We start from the raw sequence: 18632 nt of genomic DNA, 5'->3' as shown, positions 1-18632 counted from the left end.
CTCTTTCGGCGTGCCCGGGTGCGAGCCCAGGCAAGGCCGCGAGGGCTTGCAGGACGTGTGCCAAGCCAGGTGCACGAATGCTGCGTGGCAGCGCTGGAGGGGCCCTTGGCCACGAGTTTGTTTCGCACGCGGTGTGCGTGCGACCGACGGCCTTTCCAAGCTGAGACTGATCATGAAACGTACCTACCAAGCCTCGAAGACCCGCCGCGCCCGCACCCATGGTTTCCTGGTCCGCATGAAGACCAAGGGCGGCCGTGCCGTGATCAACGCCCGCCGCGCCAAGGGCCGCAAGCGCCTGGCCGTCTGAGGCCGACGCGAACGCGCGTGGTGCACGGCCGTTCCCGGTGAACACCGTGATCGGCCACCTGCTGCGGTCCGTCGACTTCGAACGGGTCCTCGGCACCCCCACCCGCGCACGCAGTGCCCATTTCGCCGTGCACTACCTGGCCAGCGCGCCGAGCCAGCCCGCCGCACCGCGCCGCAAGGCCGAGGCGGACGACTTGTCAACAGGGTCGTCGACGGCCGAACCTTCCCTTGTGGATGGTTCCGAGCTCGCCGGCCTCTGGGTCGGCACGGTGGTGCCCAAGCGGCACGCCCGGCGTGCGGTGACCCGCACGCTGCTCAAGCGCCAGATCCATCGCGCGGTGCGCGACCAGCTCCAGTCCAACCCGGATGCGGGCCTGCCCCGTGGCCTGTGGGTGGTGCGCCTGCGCGCGGGGTTCGATCGCAAGCTCTTTGCCAGTGCGTCGTCCGATGCGCTGCGCTTGGCGGCGGCCGCCGAGCTGGACACGGTGATGGCCCACGCGGCTCGCCGTGCCCGCGGCTGAATCGGCGGCGGTCTTCACCATGCCCGCCTGGCTGTTCCACGCCCCGCAGCGGCTGCTGATCCTGCTCGTGAAGGGCTACCGCCTGTTTCTGAGCGCGTGGATCGGCAACGTGTGCCGTTTCACCCCCAGCTGCAGCGCCTATTCGCTGCAGGCCCTGCAGGAACATGGTGCGGTGGCCGGGAGCTACCTGACCGTGCGCCGGCTGGCCCGCTGCCATCCGTGGTGCCAGGGTGGCCACGACCCCGTGCCTTCGAACGTGCCGGGCTTGTTCACGCGTTGGGTGAACCACCCGGCGCCGTCCGACTCCTCTCCCATCCCTCATCCCGAGAAGACCCGTACATGACCGATATTCGCCGCACCCTGCTGTGGGTGGTGTTCTCGATGTCGCTCGTCCTGATCTGGGACGCCTGGCAAAAGCACAACGGTAACCCGTCGATGTTCAGCCCGGCGCCCGCGCCCACCGTCGCGTCCGCGCCGGCCACCGGCACGGGCGCAGGCTCGCTGCCCGCCCCGGCGAACATCGGCGCGTCCGGTGTCGCTGCTGCCGGTGCGGCCCCTGCGGCCGCGGCCGTCGCGGTGCCGTCCGAGAAGGTCGTCGTCAACACCGACCTGCTCCAGGTCACGATCGACAGCAACGGCGCCACCATCAGCCACGCCGAACTGCTGGCCCAGGTCGATCCGCACGATCCGAAGAAACACGTCGTGCTGTTCGACAACTCGCCGGACCGCCTGTACCTGGCCCAGACCGGCCTGATCCCGACGACCGCGGGTGTTCAGCTGCCGAACCACACCACGGCGATGACCCGCGTGGCTGGCGACACCACGCTGCAGGACGGCAAGGACGAGCTGAAGGTGAGCTTCGAGTCGCCCGACGTCGGTGGCGTGAAGCTGGTCAAGACCTACACGTTCAAGCGCGGTGAATACGTGGTGGGTGTCAAGCACGAGGTGGTCAACACGTCGGCCGCCGCCATCACGCCGCAGCTGTACCTGCGCCTCGTGCGCGACGGCAACGCGCCCCCGGGAGAGTCGAGCTTCTACTCGACCTTCACCGGCCCGGCCATGTACACCGACAACTCGAAGTTCCACAAGATCGACTTCAAGAGCATCGAGAAGGGCAACGCCGAGCACGACAAGACGGCCAACAACGGCTGGATCGGCATGGTGCAGCACTACTTCGCCACGGCCTGGCTGCTCGACGGCAACCAGGAACGCGAGTTCCGCACGATGAAGGAAGGCAACAACCTGTACTCGATCTCGATGGTCGTGCCGCTCGGCACCATCGAGGCGGGCAAGTCGAAGGACGTGGGTGCGCGCCTGTTCGTGGGCCCGCAGGAAGAGAACAAGCTGTCCGCGCTGGTGCCTGGCCTCGAGCTCGTGAAGGACTACGGCTACTTCAAGGTGCTGGCCGAGCCGCTGTTCTGGCTGCTCACGCAGCTGCACAAGCTGATCGGCAACTGGGGCTGGTCCATCGTGGCGCTGGTCGTGGTGCTGAAGGCCGCGTTCTACTGGCTCAACGCCTATGCCTACCGTTCGATGGGCAAGATGAAGGCGGTGAACCCGCGCATCATGGAACTGCGTGAACGCCTGAAGGACAAGCCGCAGCAGCTGCAGCAGGAGATGCTGAAGATCTACAAGGACGAAGGCGTGAACCCGATCGGCGGCTGCCTGCCCATCCTGGTCCAGATGCCGTTCTTCATCGCGCTGTACTGGGTGCTGCTGTCCAGCGTCGAGATGCGCAATGCCCCGTGGATCGGCTGGATCACCGACCTCTCCGCGAAGGACCCGTTCTTCATCCTGCCGCTGCTGATGACGGCCACCAGCCTGCTGCAGACCTGGCTGAATCCGACGCCGCCGGATCCGGTGCAGGCCAAGATGATGTGGATCATGCCGCTCGTGTTCTCGGTGATGTTCTTCTTCTTCCCGGCCGGCCTCGTGCTGTACTGGCTGACGAACAACATCCTGTCCATCGCGCAGCAGTACCTGATCAACCGGCAGCTCGGCCTGAACAAGTAAGCCAGCCGAGCGCCCCGTTCGACGGGACTCCACAGGCCCCCGGTTTCACCACCGGGGGCCTGTTGCTTTTCGGGGGTGCATGAATCGCGGCATCTGCCCGACAATCGGCCCATGTTGTCTCGTCATTCGGATCCCATCGTGGCCATCGCCACGGCGTCCGGCCGGGGTGCGGTCGGCATCGTGCGTGTGTCCGGCCGCGACGTGTCGCAGGTGTTGAAGGCCCTCTGCGGCCGCACCCTCGTCCCGCGTCACGCCACCTACCTTCCGTTCCTCGACGCCGTGGGCCAGCCCATCGACCAGGGCCTCGCGCTGCACTTTCCGGCGCCCCATTCGTACACCGGCGAGGACGTGCTCGAACTGCAGGCCCACGGCGGACCGGTGGTGCTGCAGTTGCTGCTCGCACGTTGCCTCGAGGCCGGCAAAAGCACGGGCCTGCGCCTGGCCGAGCCCGGCGAGTTCACGCGGCGTGCGTTCCTCAACGACAAGATGGACCTCGCCCAGGCCGAGGCTGTCAGTGACTTGATCGATGCGAACACCGAGGCTGCCGCGCGGTCGGCGGGCCGGTCGCTGAGCGGTGCCTTCTCCCACGAGGTGCATGGCCTGCGCGATGCGCTGATCAAGCTGCGCATGCTGGTGGAGGCCACGCTCGACTTCCCCGAGGAAGACATCGACTTCCTGCAGAAGGCCGACGCCCGCGGGCAGCTCGACGCCATCGGCAAGTCCGTGGCCACCGTGCTCGACCGCGCGCGCCAGGGTGCGCTGCTGCGCGAGGGGATGCAGGTCGTTCTCGCCGGCCAGCCCAACGTGGGCAAGAGTTCGTTGCTCAACGCCCTGGCGGGGGCCGAGCTCGCGATTGTCACGCCGATTCCGGGCACCACGCGCGACAAGGTGAGCGAGACGATCCAGATCTCCGGCGTGCCGGTGCACGTCATCGACACGGCAGGCCTGCGCGACGCGGGCGACGAGGTCGAGCGCATCGGCATCGCGCGCAGCTGGGACGCGATCGAGAAGGCCGACGCGGTGCTGTTCCTGCACGACCTGACGCGTGTGGGCGAGTTCAGCTACGACGTCGGCGACGACCGCATCGCGGAGCGGCTGCAGTCCGTGCTGCCGTCCCCCGATCGGCTCGTTCACGTCTTCAACAAGCGCGACGCGGCAGCGCCGCCCCGGACCGAGGACGTGCCGGGGCGCCACGTGGTACTTTCGGCGCAGACGGGTGCGGGCCTCGACCGCCTGCGCCACCTGCTGCTCGAGCTGGCTGGCTGGCATGCGCAGCCCGAGGGTGTGTTCATCGCGCGGGCGCGGCACGTCGAGGCGCTGCAGCGCTGCCAGGCGCACCTGGCCACCGCGACGGCACTGCTGCAGGGCGACGACCCCGCGCTGGACCTGCTCGCCGAGGAGCTGCGACTGGGGCACGACGCGCTGTCGGAGATCACCGGCCAGTTCACCCCCGACGATCTGCTGGGCGAAATCTTCAGTCGCTTCTGCATCGGCAAATGACCCTCGTCCGACGAACGGCGGTTTCCCCCGTTCGAGTGGCCCTTCCACGGGCGCACCCGGGTTGTGCGGCTGGCAAGGGGTGCCGATAATCGGCCCATCACTTCAGGCTTCGTTCACCATGGATTTTTCGGAACTGGTCCAGGCCATCCAGACGCTCAACACGGAAGACGCCTTCCGCGCGCGGCTCAGCCTGGAGCAGTGGCGAACCATCGGCCCGTACTTCACGCAGCACGACATCCGCAGCGGTGACCTGCTCATCAAGCAGGGTGACACCGACCGCAGCATGTACTTCCTCGGCCGGGGTTCGCTGCAGGTCTTCATGACCGGCGGCCCGCCGGGCAGCAACAAGGTCGCCATCCTGCGGCCGGGTTCGGTGGTGGGTGAGCCGGGTGTCTTCCACGACGGTGCGCGCATGGCCAACGTCGAGGCGATGACGCCTTGCGTCGTGTGGGCGTTGCGGGGGCCGCGGCTGGAAGAGCTGGCTCAGCGGTCGCCGGGTCTGGCGCTGGAACTGGTTCGGGCGGCAGGTGGTGTGATGGCCGCGCGCATGCGGGCCAACATGACGAAGCAGCTGCCGATCAGTTGAGGCCCCCCGGTCGCTCCGCTCCTGCTCCCGAGGGGCGCCACGGGTCGTCCGGGAGACCCGGACTCGCGTGTGGCTTGATGGACGGCCGCGCTTCGCGGGCCTGAGGGGGCTTGCGGGTATTCAGCCGCGGGCCGCGGCGTCCTCGATCTGCTGCTGCACCTTGCGTGCCCCTCGCAGCACCAGGGTCTGGTCCAGCATGGCCTGCGGGGCCACGGCCTGCGCCACTTCCTCGAGGCGCTCCGGATCGGTCATCAGCGTGTTCGCGAGGGCCGACAGCACGCAGATGGACCGGCGCGGCGCCTGGGCTGGCAGCTGGTGCAGCGCGTTGACGCGCACGTGGTGCCGCACGCTGGCCACGGCGCCGGGCGACAGGCCCCAGCTTTCGCACAGCGCGGCGCCCAGGGCGTCGTGGCTCACGCCGAAGGCCTCGTGTTCGAGGTCGACGAGTTCGGTGTCGTTGTGGGCCTTGGCCAGCAGCGGGCGGTAGGTGTCCTGCGCGTGCTTGAACAGCACGGCCTTGCCACACTCCTCGAACAGACCGGCGGAGTGGGCGCCCCACGGGTCGACGCTCAGGGCCTGCCCGATGCGGCCCATCAGGAGGCCGCGCACCGCGGCGCGTTCCCACACGGCGTCGAGTTCCGAGGCGGGCGGGAACACCGCGCGCAGGCCGAATTCGAACGTGACGGCCGCGACTTCACGCGTGCCGAGGTAGGTCACCGCCTGCTGGACGCTCTGCACGCGGCCCTTCAGGCCGTAGAGCGAGGAGTTGACGGCCTTCATCACCGCGGCGGCCAGCGACATGTCGCCTTCGACCAGGTGGCCGATGGCCTGCACGTTGACATCGTCCGACGCGAGCAGCAGCGACAGCTGGACCAGCGACTCGGGCTGAGCAGGGATGTCGATGTTGAGGGTGCGGAGTTTCGAGTCGACGGACGACATGGCGAGATCCAGGGTGAAGTGGTCTTTGGCGATCCTAGCGACCACCGTCGAACCCGTAAAGGCGAAGTGGCCGCGGAATCAGGGCTTCCTCGGCGGAACGGGCGGCTCAGACCATGCCGCGCACGAGGCCGTCCCATCCGGTCTTCAGGATGAGCAGGCCCACCACGACGATGAAGACGCCGCGCACGAAACCCGCCCCGTGACGCAACGCAAGGCGTGTGCCGAGCAGGCTGCCTGCGATGTTCGCGACGGCCATCACCGCGGCGATGTGCCACCACACATGGCCCTTGAACGCGAACAGCACGATGGCCGCGGCGTTGGTGGCGGTGTTGAGGAGCTTGGCGCTGGCCGAGGCGTTGAGGAAGTCGTAGCCCAGCACGCGCACGAACAGGAACACGAAGAAACTGCCGGTGCCCGGGCCGAAGAAGCCGTCGTAGAAACCCACCGCCCCGCCCACGAGCGAGGCGAGCAGCGCTTCGGTGCGCCCGCTGTACTGCGGCGCGTGGGTGCGGCCGAGGTCCTTGCGAGCCAGTGTGTAGAGGAACACGGCCAGCAGCACGAAGGGCAGCGCCTTGCGCAGCCCGTCGGCGCTGACGAGGGTGACCGTCCACGCGCCCAGAAAGCTGCCGACCAGCGCCGCGCCGGCGGCGGGCGCCAGCGCGTGCCAGCGCATCTCGACCCGCTTGGCGTACTGTGCCGTGGCCCAGGCCGTGCCCAGGATCGCGGCGGACTTGTTCGTGCCGAACAGCGAGGCGGGTGCGGCCGTGGGGTACACGCTGAACAGCGCGGGAACGAGGATCAGGCCGCCGCCGCCCACGATGGCGTCGACGAAGCCCGCCAGCAACGAGGCGACGGAAACGGTGAGGAGTTCGAACATCGGGAGAGGTACGGCTGCGGGAGAAGGCGCGCGACGCGCAACCCGCGAGTCTGACCGAACTTGGCCGCCGACGGGCGTGGTGCGGCATGAGGCGTTCCGAGGGATGTGGACGCCGCCGACGGAAAGGGACCGCTCAAGACAATAGGGGCGTCAGGTTTCCCCGACGCCCCGATTGTTTTTCCTCGGCTGGATCACGGTACCGCTGTGTCCGCCTGTTGTCGCAGCCGCGGGCAGGTGCCATTGGGTGCGTGAATGTCTCCTCTGTCCCCCGCCCTGCGAGTCATGTTTGGTGCATGTCCGCTGCGAGTGAGGTCACTTTAGTGCACGGGTGTGTACTCTCGCATCAGGTGTTTCCCTGCACCTAACTCGATAGAGCCCATGATGCCGTGATTCTTGGTCTTCGTCGTGTCATAAATCACGGTTTTTTAAGGCGAATGGCGGAAATTGTGTTCACTCGTGCACTTCCGCACGCTTATGAAACAAGTCGTTTCGACAAAAGTGCACGGGCCGTTCGGTGTCGTGCCGGCGGCGGGATCAGTCGTCTTCGAGGATCCAGCGGGCCGCCCGCTCCGCGATCATCAAGGTGGGCGAGTTGGTGTTGCCGCTCGTGATGGTGGGCATGACACTGGCATCGGCCACCCGCAGCCCCTCGACGCCGTGCACCCGCAGGCGGGCGTCCACCACGGCCATCGGGTCGGCGGACGGGCCCATCTTCGCGGTGCCCACCGGGTGGAAGATCGTGGTGCCGATGTCGCCGGCCAGCCGGGCCAGGTCGTCGTCGGTGACGTACTGCGCGCCGGGCTTGATCTCCGTCGGCTTGTAGCGCGCGAGCGCGGGCTGGGCTGCGATGCGGCGGGTCACGCGCAGCGAGTCGGCGGCCACGCGGCGGTCGTCCTCGGTGGTGAGGTAGGCGGTGTGGATGGCGGGTGCGGTCAGTGGGTCGGCGGACCGTGCGACCACCCTGCCCCGGCTCGTCGGGTTGAGGTTGCAGACGCTCGCGGTGAAGGCATCGAACGTGTGCAGCGGTTCGCCGAAAGCGTCGAGCGACAGGGGCTGCACGTGGTACTCGAGGTTCGCGTGGGCCCGGTCGGGACTGCTGCGCGTGAAGGCGCCCAGTTGCGACGGCGCCATGCTGAGCGGCCCGCTTCGGCTCCAGGCGTACTGCAGGCCGATGGTGGCGCGGCCCCACCACGAGCGGCTCATCGTGTTCAGCGTGGTGGCGCCTTCGACGCCGTAGACCGCACGGATCTGAAGGTGGTCCTGCAGGTTCTCGCCCACGCCGGGCAGGTCGTGGAGCACCGGGATGCCGAGGCCGTTCAGGTGCGCGCCCGCCCCGATGCCCGACAGCTGCAGCAGATGCGGCGTGCCCACGGCGCCGGTGCACAGCACCACGCCGCGCGTGGCGTCCACCTCGATGGGGGCGCCGCCGCCCACGGGCAGCACGGTCACGCCCTTCGCCCGGCCGCCTTCGAGGCGCACGCGCGACAGGTGCGCGCCGGTCCACACCTGCAGGTTCGGGCGCGAGACCACGGGCCGCAGGAAGGCCTTCGAGGCGTTCCAGCGGATGCCGCGTTTCTGGTTCACGTGGAAGTAGCCGACACCTTCGTTGTCGCCGCGGTTGAAGTCTTCCGTGTGCGGGATGCCGGCCTGCTGGGCTGCCTCGGCGAACGCGTCCAGCACGTCCCAGTGCAGGCGCTGGCGTTCGACCCGCCATTCGCCCCCTGCGCCGTGGAGCGCATCGGCGCCGCGATGGAAGTCCTCGTGCTGCAGGAAGAACGGCAGGCACTCGTCCCAGCTCCAGCCGGGGTTGCCGAGGGCCCCCCAGTGGTCGTAGTCGCGGGCCTGTCCGCGCATGTAGATCATGCCGTTGATGCTCGAGCTGCCGCCGAGCACCTTGCCGCGCGGGTAGCGCAGCGACCGGCCGTTGAGCCCCGGATCGGGCTCCGTGCGGAACAGCCAGTCGGTGCGCGGGTTGCCGATGCAGCGCAGGTAGCCCACCGGCACGTGGATCCAGAGGTAGTCGTCATGCCCGCCCGCCTCGATCAGGAGCACGCGCCGGTTCGGGTCGGCGCTGAGTCGGTTGGCGAGCAGGCAGCCGGCGGTGCCGGCGCCGCAGATGATGTGGTCGTAGGTGCTGGGGGTCACCCGGCCAGTCTAGTCAGGCCGGCGTGGCCGTCGACCGTGTCAACCCGTACCAGTCGATGCGCCGGGTGGCGACCATCACCGCCGCGAGCACGAGGAACAGCAGCACCGCGCCGAGCACCATCGCCGTCTGCTCCATCTGCAGCAGCAGGAAGAGCGCGCCGTACAGGCCCGCGATGCCCGCGCCGAAGGCGAGCCCCGCCCGCCAGCCGCCGAGGATGTGGCGGGCGTAGTACGCCAGCAACGTCACGCAGGCGGCGCTCGCGATGGCGTACGACACGCCGAAGGCCAGATGTTCGGACAGGCTCAGCAGCAGCAGGAAGAACACGGCCAGCGCGGACCCGACGAGCAGGTACTGCACCGGGTGAACGCGCAGGCGCTGCAGCACTTCCACCATGCCCACCGCGACGAACGACAGCGCGATGAACAGCAGCCCGTACTTCAGTGCCCGGTCGGTGAGCGAGTACGGGTTGACCGGGTCGATGAAGGCGATGCCGAAGGTCTCGATGCACGGCGACCCGGCGCTGGACGCGACGTACTCGCGCGGGTCATCGGGCTCGCCCACGGCCGACACACCCGCGCAGAGCGGGGCGCCGCCGAGGAAGTCGCGGCCGGCGGTGCTGGCCAGCGACGAGATGGTCCAGCTGGCATCGAAGCCGTTCTCGCGCACCTCGCGCTTCATCGGGAGGAACCGGCCGCCGAAGGAGGGATGGGGCCAGTCCGACTTCAGGTCGACCACGTTGCGGTCGCCCACCGGGGCGATGGCGAGGCCGCCGGTGCCCACGAGCTGCAGCGTGACCTCGGCCGACAGCGGTTCCGTGTTGCCCGCCTCGCGGTCGGTGACGACGGCCTGGAAGCCCTTCGGCTGCTTGTCGAACGGGGTGCCCGGCGTCACCGCGAGCGGCTGGCCGTTCACGCGGATGGCGACGTCGCGCAGACCGCGGCTGTCGGTCAGGGCGACGGCGATCACGGGCGCTTCGCAGGTCACCCGGCCGCCGGCGTGTTCGGCCGTGGGCGGCTGCATCGGTGACCAGGTGGCCGACAGCGTGGTGCCCGCCTGGTAGCTGTTGACCTTGAACAGGCCGCGGTAGCGGGGCTCCATCGCGACGTCCCCCTTGATCGACAGCAGGTCGGGGGTCGAACGGATCGTGATGCTGCGGCGCTGCGTGGTGGTGACCACGGTGTTGTTCTTGCGCTCGGTCTCCTGCCAGGTCTCGTGGCAGACCTGCTGCAGCGCCGGCCCGAGCAGGGCCTGGCTGCCGGCCTGCGACTCCTCGATGCTGCGGGCGGCCTCCGCGGCGCGGCCGCGGCGTTCGTCGACGAGGCTGCCGATGCGCATCAACGCGATCATCAGCACGCCGACGATGGCGATCACGGTCAGCACCTTGAGCACGGTGGAACTGGGTTTCATGGAAGCGGGCTCCGTCAGTCAGAAGGGAATGGAGCGCACTGTCCCTCCCCTCGTCGAAGCCACCATGAAGTCCGTGTGAAGCCGGACCCGGACCGGGTCAGTGCGGCAGCGTGCCCCCCGCCAGCACCGGAAAAAGCTTGAGCAGCCCGTCCGACATCACCTCGACCGCCAGCGCGGCCAGGATCAGGCCCATCAACCGCGTCATCACGTTGATGCCCGTCTTGCCGAGGACCCGGGCGATGCGCCCCGAGGCGCTGAACGCCAGCCACACGGCGATGCCGATCACGATCCCGTAGCCGGTCAGGACGGCCATTTCCCACCAATGGTGCGTCTTGTCGGCATAGATGACCATCGTGGAGATGGTCGCCGGGCCGGTCAGGAGGGGAATCGTCAAGGGCACGACGGCGATGCTGTCGCCGGCATCCACCTTGTTGTCGCCCTCGCTGACGTCTTCTTGTCGAGTTTCGGCCGGCTGGGCGTTGAGCATTTGCAGCGCAGATATCAGCAGAAGCGTGCCCCCGCCCACTTGAAATGACGCGAGTGAAATACCAAAGAACTCGATGATCTTCAATCCCGCCAATGCACTGAGGGCGATCACGACGAAGGCACTGAAGGCGCTCACCCGTATGGTGCGGGCGCGCTGTTCTGGGGTGAAACCCTGTGTGAAATGGATGAAAAAGGGGATTACGCCGATCGGGTTGACGATCGCAAGCAGTGCAATCAGGGGCTTGTAGATATCCATATCCGTATTGTGAGAGCTCACGTCCTTGCAGGACATTTCTTACACGGACGCCTTGAAAACAACAGTCCCGAAGCCCGCGATTTCTAAGGGGTTTCCATCATTTGCATGCGCTCGGGAAATTACTTGATAATGCAGATTCTGTGTCTGGATGCAGCGCCTTCGCTTGAGTGTTCGGGATAGGTAAAAGCTCCGCATGGTTCTCTGAAACTAGGAAATGAAAGGCGCTCTCCATGGGCAACAAACTCTACGTCGGTAACCTGTCGTACAGCATTCGGGACGACGATCTCCAGCAAGCGTTCTCGCAGTTCGGCTCGGTCTCCTCGGCCAAGGTCATGATGGACCGCGACACCGGCCGCTCGAAGGGCTTCGGCTTCGTCGAGATGGGCTCCGATGCGGAAGCGCAATCGGCCATCAGCGGCATGAACGGCAAGGACCTCGACGGTCGCGCCGTGGTCGTGAACGAAGCTCGTCCTCGTGAAGAGCGTCCGGGCGGCGGTGGCTTCGGCGGCGGCCGTTCCGGCGGCTACGGCGGTGGTGGTGGCGGCTACGGCGGCGGTGGCCGTTCGGGCGGCGGCGGCTACGGCGGTGGTGGCAGCGGCGGCGGCTACGGTGGCGGCGGTGGTGGTGGCTACGGCGGTGGCGGCGGTGGCCGTTCCGGCGGTGGCGGCTACGGCGGCGGCGGCCGTTCGGGCGGCGGCGGCTACGGCGGCGGTGGCCGTTCGGGCGGCGGCGGCTACTGATCCCTGATCAGACCCAGCGAGAAGGCGGCAGGCGCGAAGGCGCTGCCGCCTTTTTTCATGGGGCCTTCCCAAGAAAAAGTCATCCCGGCGCAGGCCGGGACCTTGTGCATCCGTTGATGCGCCCAGGGTCCCGGCCTGCGCCGGGATGACATTTGCTTTTCGGGCCTCGGTGGCCCGCGGGACGATCACTCCCCCGCGCGGTGCTTCCGTTCTCGCCCCACCAGCAGCCGATCGAACACCACATTCGGCAAGGCCCGCATCAGCTTGGCCACCACCCCCATCTGCCACGGGATCACGCGGTAGCTGCGCCCTGCCGCGATGGTGTCGAAGGCCCGGTCGGCGAACGCGTCCGGTTGCATCAGGAACGGCATGCTGTACCGGTTCGCCGCCGTGAGCGGCGTGGCGATGTAGCCCGGCAGCACGGTGACCACGCGCACGCCCGAGCCGTGCAGTTCCCCGCGCAGGCTCTCGAGGTAGCTGATCACGGCGGCCTTGCTGGAGCAGTAGGCCCCGTGTCCCGGCAGGCCGCGGATGCCCGCGACGCTTGCGATGCCCACGAGGCGGCCTGACCCGCGCTGGCGCATGGGCGTGATGAAGGGCTGGAACGTGGCCGCCATGCCGAGGTTGTTGGTCTCGTAGGTGCGGCGCATGACCTCGAGGTCTTCGAAGATCGCCGTGTCGATGCCGAGGCTGATGCCCGCGTTGGCGATCACCACGTCGGGCAGGCCCTGGGCCTCGATGCACGCACGGCCGGCCCCGGCGATGGCGTCGAGGTCGCGCACGTCGGCCGGGTAGACGGTGCAGCGTTCCGGCGGGATGCCCTCGCTGCGCGCCCAGGCCTCGACCTCGGCCCCGCGGCGTGCCACGAGCGCGAGGCGCCAGCCGGCCTGGTGGTAGCGGCGCGCCAGGGCCTGGCCGATGCCGCTCGACGCCCCCGTGATGAAGACCAGCGGCGCCGAACTCATGGTTTCGACGGACGCGGCTCGAACACCGCGCGGGTGCGCCCGCTGAAGCGGATCACGCCGTCCGAGTGGGTGTACTCCATGCCGTCGGCGCGCAGCTGGGTGCCGCCCTGCGTGACCGTCACCGGCTTGTCGGAGAACACCCGTTCGGTGTCGAGGAAGGCGTGCAGGAACTCGCTGCGGAAGTAGATGGCGGCTTCCTTGTCGGTGGCCTCGCGCATCAGCTCGGCCTGGCCGAGCAGCTGCACTTCGGTGGCGGCACCGTTGGTCAGGGCCTGGCGCGCGGTGGCGACCGAGGCGCGGCCTTCCTCGTCGATGGCGCGCAGGCGCACCTGGTCGACCTCGACGGTGTCGTCGTCGGGGTAGTGGCGCAGCTCGGTGCCTTCGATCTGCGCCTCGAGCGTGCCGGCCGGCGTGTACCGCTGCACCGAGAAGTTGTTCATCTGGTAGTCGGGCACGTGCCTCGGCGCCGCCACGGGGCGTTCGTCGACGACCGGGGCGGTGTTCTTCACCAGCCACCAGGTGCAGAGCGCCAACAGCGCCATCAGCATCACCGGCAGGTACGTGGTGGCGAGCTGCAGCAGCTGCCAGTGCCACGGCTGGCGCGCGGGCGCCGGCGCCGGATCGACGGCCGGCGGTGCGAGGGTGGGCTGGGTGTCCGCGAAGCTCACGGGGTGCCGTCGAGGGTGGTCAGGTGGCCGTGCAGCAGGCGGGCGTACGCGCCCACGGCCGTCAGCAGCAGGTCGCAGCACTCGCGCGCCGCACCGTAGCCGCCGCGGGCCTGCGTCACATGGTGGGCGATGGCCAGCACTTCGGCGTGGGCGTTGGCTGGCGCGCAGGCGAAGCCGGTGCGGGTCATCAGCGGCAGGTCGGGCCAGTCGTCGCCGATGGCGCCCATCTGCGACCAGTCGAGTTGCAGGGTGGCCAGCAGCCCGTTCGCCGCGGCGAGCTTGTCGTGGGCGCCGTACACGGCGTGGCGGATACCGAGGTCGGCCACGCGCCGGCGCACCGCCGGGGAGTCCCGGCCGGTGATCACGACGGGTTCGACGCCGCCCTGCGCCAGCAGCTTCAGGCCGTGGCCGTCGAGCGTGTTGAAGGCCTTGAACTCCTCGCCGTTCGCGCCGATGTAGATGCGCCCGTCGGTGAGCACGCCGTCGACGTCGAAGATGCAGGCGCGGATGCCCTGGGCCTTCAGCAGCACCTCGGGCGGAAAGGACAGGACCGGTGTGAGCGTGGTGGCCATCAGATGACCTTGGCTCGCATCAGGTCGTTGGTGTTGAGGGCGCCGACGAGCACACCCGCGGCGTCCACCACCAGCACGCTGGTGATGCGGTGCTGTTCCATCAGGTCGGCGGCCTCGACCGCGAGCGCGTCGGCACGCACCAGGCGGGGTTTCGGGTGCATGGCTTCGCGGGCGGTGAGGCCGCGCAGGTCCTGGCCGCTCTCGACGAGGCGGCGCAGGTCGCCGTCGGTGAAGATGCCGAGCACCTGGCCGGCGGGGTCGACCACCGCGGTGGCGCCGAGGCCCTTGCGGGTCATTTCCTTCATCATGTCGACGAAGGACGTGTCGGGGGGCACGCCGGGCACCTCGTCGCCGGAGCGCATCACGTCGCGCACGTGCGTGAGCAGCTTGCGGCCCAGCGCCCCGCCGGGGTGCGAGCGGGCGAAGTCTTCCTCGCGGAAGCCGCGGGCGTCGAGCAGCGCCACGGCCAGGGCGTCGCCCAGGGCCATCTGCGCGGTGGTGCTGGCGGTGGGGGCGAGGTTGAGCGGGCAGGCTTCCTCGTCGACGCCGCTGTCGAGCACCAGGTCGGCGTGATTCGCGAGCGACGAGCCGGCGCGGCCGGTCATCGCGACGAGCGTGATGCCCACGCGCTTGAGCGCCGGCAGGATGGCCGCGAGTTCGTCGCTTTCGCCCGAGTTCGAGATGGCGAGCACCACGTCGCCCGGCGTCACCATGCCCAGGTCGCCGTGGCTGGCCTCGGCGGGGTGCACGAACATCGCGGGGGTGCCGGTGGAGGCGAGCGTGGCGGCGATCTTGCGGCCCACGTGCCCGCTCTTGCCCATGCCCATCACCACCACCCGGCCGGTGCACTGCAGCACGGCCAGCACGGCGCGGGTGAAGCCCTCGCCCTGGCGCGCCTTCAGGCCGAGCAGGGCCTTCGACTCGATGTCGAACGTTTCCCGGGCCAGGCGCAGGGCGCGCTCGGCGTCGAAAGTTTCAGGAGTGGCGTTGGCAGGAGACACGGTGCGGGGCTGGGGTCCAGTAGGATGGAGCGATTGTAGGCACCCTCCCCCTTCCCGTCCCCCCCGATGGCATCCACCCTCGAACTGGCGTTGTTGTACCTGGTGGCCGCGGTCGGCGGCGTGGCGCTGTGCCGCACGCTCAAGCTGCCGCCCATGCTGGGCTACCTCGCCGTCGGGGTGGTGATCGGGCCCAACGCGCTGGCACTCGCGAAGGACTCCTCGTCGGTCACCTACCTCGCCGAGTTCGGGGTGGTGTTCCTGATGTTCGTGATCGGGCTCGAGTTCAACCTGCCCAAGCTGCGCAGCATGCGCACGCTGGTGTTCGGCCTGGGCCTGAGCCAGGTGACGCTGACCATCGCCGCGGCCGTGGCCGGCAACGTGCTGCTCGCCTGGGGGTTCGCCATGGCGGGCCGGTCCTGGGGTCTCGGCTGGCAGAGCGCGGTGGCGCTCGGCGGGGCGCTCGCGATGAGCAGCACGGCCATCGTGGTCAAGCTGATGGCCGAGCGGCTCGAGCTGGAGTCCGAACACGGCCGCCGGGTCATGGGCGTGCTGCTGTTCCAGGATCTGGCCGTGGTGCCGCTGCTGGTGTTGATCCCGGCCCTGGGCTCGTCGCCCGAGGTGCTGATGCAGTCGCTCGCGTTCGCCGCCCTGAAGGCCGCGGCGCTGCTCACCGTGCTGCTCGTGGGCGGGCAGAAGGTGATGCGCTGGTGGCTCACCATCGTCGCGCGCCGGCGCAGCGAGGAGCTGTTCATGCTGAACCTGCTGCTCGTGACGCTGGGCCTCGCCTGGCTGACCGAACACGCGGGGCTGTCCCTCGCGCTCGGCGCCTTCGTCGCAGGCATGCTGATCGCCGAGACGGAGTACAAGCACCAGGTGGAGACCGACATTCGCCCGTTCCACGACGTGCTGCTGGGCCTCTTCTTCATCACCATCGGCATGAAGCTCGACGCCGAGATCGTGATGCAGCGCTGGGGCCTCGTGCTGGTCCTGAGCCTGCTGCCGGTGGTGTTCAAGTTCGCGCTGGTGGCCGGCCTCGCGAAGGCCTTCGGCGCCCAGCCCGGGGTGGCGCTGCGCACCGGCCTCTACCTCGCGCAGGCCGGTGAGTTCGGCTTCGTGCTGCTGTCGATGGCCACGGCGCAGAACCTGATACCCGAGCGGCTGCACAGCCCCGTGCTCGCGAGCATGGTGCTGTCGATGCTCGCAACGCCGTTCCTGATCATGTACAGCAACCGCATCGTGATGCGGCTGAGCTCCAGCGACTGGCTGATGCAGTCCGTCGCGATGACGCGCATCGCCAAGCGCGCCATCAACACCGAGGCCCACATCATCATCGCCGGCTACGGCCGCAGCGGGCAGAACCTCGCCCGGCTGCTGGAGCACGAGCACATCCCGTACATGGCACTCGACCTGGACCCCGACCGCGTGCGCCAGGCCACGGCCGCCGGCCAGAGCGTGGTGTTCGGTGACGCGGCCCGGCTGCAGAGCCTGATGGCCGCGGGTCTCGCGCGGGCGAGTGCGGTGGTGGTCAGCTACCACGACACGCTGTCGGCGCTGAAGATCCTGCACCTCGTGCAGGAGCACGCACCGAAGGTGCCGGTGATCGTGCGCACGCGCGACGACACCGACATCGAACGCCTGCAGGCGGCCGGCGCCACCGGCGTGGTGCCCGAGACCATCGAGGGCTCGCTGATGCTCGCGAGCCACGCCCTCGCGCTGGTGGGCGTGCCCATGCGGCGCGTGATCCGCGTGGTGCAGGACCAGCGCGACGCGCGCTACGGCCTGCTGCGCGGCTACTTCCACGGCGCCGACGACGACACGGTGGACGAACGACAGCAGGCCCGGCTGCTCAGCGTGAGCCTGCCGCCGGCCGCGGCCAGCCTGGGCGAGACGCTCGAATCGCTGGCGCTGCACGCGCTCGGCGTCAGCGTGGTGTCGGTGCGGCGCGCCTCGGGCGCCGTGACCCGCCCCGACGACCAGCTCAGGCTGGCCGCGGGCGACACCCTCGTGCTGTCGGGGCTGCCCGAGCCACTCGCCCTCGCGGAAGGCAAGCTGCTCGGGCGGGGCTGACGCCCGTCGTCAGACGCAGGGCTTGGCCACCTTCAGCCCGTTGCGCAGGGTGACGAGGTCGGCCGAATCGCCGTTGGCCGTGGCCGCGTCCCGGGTGAAGGTGCAGCCGTAGCTCGGGTTGGCGACGGTGGTGGGCGTGAGCACGTCGTCGCCCGCCGGCCGCGGACCGCCGGCTTCCCAGGCCACCATGGCGTCGAAGGCCTCGGTCTGTTCGGCGGCCGAGAAGTCGCAGTGGGCGATGCCCCGGATGGCGCGCTGCACCAGCCAGCCGCCGTTGCCCTTCGCCTCGGCCCGGTTGCGGTAGATCTGCTCCATGCTGAACGGCACGTACATGTCGCCCAGCGTGTGGATGGTGACGACCGGCACCTTGAACTCGCCGTTCACCTTGGGCACCCAGCGCAGGCCATCGCTGCGCTTGCGGTTGTAGTCCGCCGCGGCCGTCAGCTTCTGCGCGCCGGCGTTGAGGGTGGCGCTCGTGACCGGGTCGTTGTCGATGCGGTACGTGAAGCGGTTCGTGTCCGCGCCGAAGCGGTTGTAGATGCCGTTGACGGTGCCGTCGCCGCCGAACGTGCTCCAGACCACCGTGGTGTAGTAGCCCGCCACGCCCAGGTCGAACATGGGACGCGCGCCGCCAGTCAGGTTCTGCATCACGGCGGCCCACTTCAGGCCGTCGGCGGTGAACGCGTACTGGCCGGCGGGGGTCAGGGCGGCTGCGGTGAACAGCTTGGCGCCCACGGCGCCCTTGATGCCTTCCCAGCCGGTGGTGGGCGTGGTGGCCGCGCCGGCCAGGCCGTGCGCCGCGATCTGCGCGGCACCGAGGTAGTCGAACAGCTCGGTGTCGCCCGTCACGCCGCACATGGGCACGGCGCCGTTGTACTTCACCTTGTGGTTGGCGGTGGCGAAGGTCTCGTCCTCGACGGCCGCCGCGGCGATGTGGCCGCCCATGGAGTGGCCGATGATGAACGTCTTGGTGGGCGTGGGGTTCGCGAGGCCTTTGGCGGCCGCGATCTTCGGGAACTCGAGCGCGAGCGCGTTGGTGTCCTCGATGCCGGCGCGCACGTCGTAGAAGTTCTTGCTGTAGCTGGACGCGGCCCAGGCGTAGCCCAGGCTCAGCAGGTGCCGGCGCAGCCCGTCGCCGAGGGTCTGCACGCCGACGACCGTGCCGGTGCCCGCGTAGCCATGGGCGTACATCACGAGCTTGCCGTTCCAGGTCTTCGGCACCTCGATCTGGTAAGAGGACCCGCCGAGCACGCCGGCCCAGCGGCGCGATTCCGCCGAGTCGGCGTCGCCACCGGTCACGGCCGCGAAGGTGGTGGCCGTCGCATCGGTCGGCTTGATCGTGAACACGCGGCTGTCCTGCGCGCGGGTTTCCTCGGCCGGTGCCGGGTCGTCGTCGCCGCCGCAGGCGGACAGGGTGAACGTGGTGGCGGCCGCCGCGGCCAGTGCGAGCCAGCGGGATGTCTGGGGATACAGCATGTCGGAGCTCCTGTGGGTTCGTTCTGCCCGGCAGAGCGTGTGCCGGACCCACGAGCCTATGCCTCGCCCCTCCGGCGGGCCTCGGGAGTTTCCCGTCGCGGACGGT

The 18632-nt window shown here is 69.2% G+C and carries 18 protein-coding genes; 8 read left to right on the top strand and 10 right to left on the bottom strand.

All coding sequences use genetic code 11. The annotated features are described in order from the left end of the window. Positions 1–172 precede the first annotated feature (172 nt). From rpmH to A4W93_RS29325, 6 genes are all read left to right on the top strand, one after another. The gene (gene rpmH, locus A4W93_RS29350) at positions 173–307 is read left to right on the top strand and encodes a 50S ribosomal protein L34 (RefSeq protein WP_085754374.1); all 135 of its coding nucleotides are present in this window, start codon (positions 173–175) and stop codon (positions 305–307) included. Between the two features lie 37 nt (positions 308–344). Beyond that, positions 345–827, top strand: coding sequence for a ribonuclease P protein component (locus A4W93_RS29345; RefSeq protein WP_237357648.1), 483 nt, complete (start codon positions 345–347; stop codon positions 825–827). A gap of 19 nt (positions 828–846) precedes the next feature. Then, positions 847–1170 (top strand): membrane protein insertion efficiency factor YidD, encoded by a 324-nt coding sequence (gene yidD / locus A4W93_RS29340; RefSeq protein WP_085754372.1) that lies wholly within the window; start codon positions 847–849, stop codon positions 1168–1170. After that, positions 1167–2840, top strand: a complete 1674-nt coding sequence (yidC, locus tag A4W93_RS29335) for a membrane protein insertase YidC (protein WP_085753980.1) — start codon at positions 1167–1169, stop codon at positions 2838–2840. The genes yidD and yidC overlap by 4 nt, the downstream gene beginning before the upstream one ends. 111 nt (positions 2841–2951) lie before the next feature. Further along, a complete protein-coding gene (mnmE, locus tag A4W93_RS29330; protein WP_085753979.1) occupies positions 2952–4340 on the top strand; it encodes a tRNA uridine-5-carboxymethylaminomethyl(34) synthesis GTPase MnmE in 1389 nt (462 codons plus the stop codon). A 118-nt stretch (positions 4341–4458) separates the two neighbouring features. Further along, positions 4459–4926, top strand: a complete 468-nt coding sequence (locus A4W93_RS29325) for a cyclic nucleotide-binding domain-containing protein (protein ID WP_085753978.1) — start codon at positions 4459–4461, stop codon at positions 4924–4926. Positions 4927–5046: 120 nt separating this feature from the next. Here the strand turns inward: A4W93_RS29325 and A4W93_RS29320 are convergent, their stop codons facing one another. The 5 genes from A4W93_RS29320 to A4W93_RS29300 all read right to left on the bottom strand — a co-directional run bounded on the left by A4W93_RS29320 (position 5047) and on the right by A4W93_RS29300 (position 11037). Then, complete coding sequence (locus A4W93_RS29320) at positions 5047–5865, bottom strand: HDOD domain-containing protein (protein ID WP_085753977.1); 819 nt, start codon at positions 5863–5865, stop codon at positions 5047–5049. 106 nt (positions 5866–5971) lie between these two features. Then, positions 5972–6742 carry a TSUP family transporter gene (locus tag A4W93_RS29315; protein ID WP_085753976.1) on the bottom strand — a complete coding sequence of 257 codons (771 nt, stop codon included), beginning with the start codon at positions 6740–6742 and terminating at the stop codon, positions 5972–5974. 534 nt (positions 6743–7276) lie between these two features. Continuing rightward, positions 7277–8887, bottom strand: coding sequence for a GMC family oxidoreductase (locus tag A4W93_RS29310; RefSeq protein WP_085753975.1), 1611 nt, complete (start codon positions 8885–8887; stop codon positions 7277–7279). Positions 8888–8900: 13 nt separating this feature from the next. Then, positions 8901–10295 carry a cell envelope integrity protein CreD gene (gene creD / locus A4W93_RS29305; RefSeq protein ID WP_085753974.1) on the bottom strand — a complete coding sequence of 465 codons (1395 nt, stop codon included), beginning with the start codon at positions 10293–10295 and terminating at the stop codon, positions 8901–8903. Positions 10296–10392: 97 nt separating this feature from the next. Continuing rightward, a complete protein-coding gene (locus A4W93_RS29300; protein WP_085753973.1) occupies positions 10393–11037 on the bottom strand; it encodes a MarC family protein in 645 nt (214 codons plus the stop codon). A 230-nt stretch (positions 11038–11267) separates the two neighbouring features. On the opposite strand from A4W93_RS29300, the gene A4W93_RS29295 reads away from it, so the two are divergent. Then, positions 11268–11777 carry an RNA-binding regulator gene (locus A4W93_RS29295; protein ID WP_085753972.1) on the top strand — a complete coding sequence of 170 codons (510 nt, stop codon included), beginning with the start codon at positions 11268–11270 and terminating at the stop codon, positions 11775–11777. 185 nt (positions 11778–11962) lie between these two features. On the opposite strand, the gene A4W93_RS29290 is transcribed toward A4W93_RS29295, so the two are convergent. From A4W93_RS29290 to A4W93_RS29275, 4 genes are read right to left on the bottom strand one after another with little or no spacing between them, the layout of a single operon-like run. After that, positions 11963–12742, bottom strand: a complete 780-nt coding sequence (locus tag A4W93_RS29290) for an SDR family oxidoreductase (protein WP_085753971.1) — start codon at positions 12740–12742, stop codon at positions 11963–11965. Next, complete coding sequence (gene lptC / locus A4W93_RS29285; protein ID WP_237357647.1) at positions 12739–13410, bottom strand: LPS export ABC transporter periplasmic protein LptC; 672 nt, start codon at positions 13408–13410, stop codon at positions 12739–12741. Before lptC ends, A4W93_RS29290 begins: the two co-directional genes overlap by 4 nt. Then, complete coding sequence (locus A4W93_RS29280) at positions 13407–13982, bottom strand: KdsC family phosphatase (RefSeq protein ID WP_085753970.1); 576 nt, start codon at positions 13980–13982, stop codon at positions 13407–13409. Before A4W93_RS29280 ends, lptC begins: the two co-directional genes overlap by 4 nt. Beyond that, positions 13982–14983 (bottom strand): KpsF/GutQ family sugar-phosphate isomerase, encoded by a 1002-nt coding sequence (locus tag A4W93_RS29275; RefSeq protein WP_085753969.1) that lies wholly within the window; start codon positions 14981–14983, stop codon positions 13982–13984. The genes A4W93_RS29280 and A4W93_RS29275 overlap by 1 nt, the downstream gene beginning before the upstream one ends. Before the next feature lie 66 nt (positions 14984–15049). Here A4W93_RS29275 and A4W93_RS29270 point away from each other — a divergent pair, with 66 nt between their 5' ends. Beyond that, entirely contained in the window at positions 15050–17050 is a 2001-nt protein-coding gene (locus A4W93_RS29270; RefSeq protein WP_085753968.1) for a monovalent cation:proton antiporter family protein, read from the top strand. A gap of 9 nt (positions 17051–17059) precedes the next feature. Here A4W93_RS29270 and A4W93_RS29265 read toward each other — a convergent pair whose 3' ends face one another. Then, positions 17060–18526: an alpha/beta hydrolase family protein gene (locus A4W93_RS29265; RefSeq protein ID WP_099960014.1), complete on the bottom strand. Its 1467-nt coding sequence runs from the start codon at positions 18524–18526 to the stop codon at positions 17060–17062. Positions 18527–18632: the final 106 nt, after the last annotated feature.

The organism is Piscinibacter gummiphilus (assembly GCF_002116905.1).
Lineage (GTDB): Bacteria > Pseudomonadota > Gammaproteobacteria > Burkholderiales > Burkholderiaceae_C > Rhizobacter > Rhizobacter gummiphilus.
This window is presented reverse-complemented; position numbering and strand designations above follow the sequence as displayed.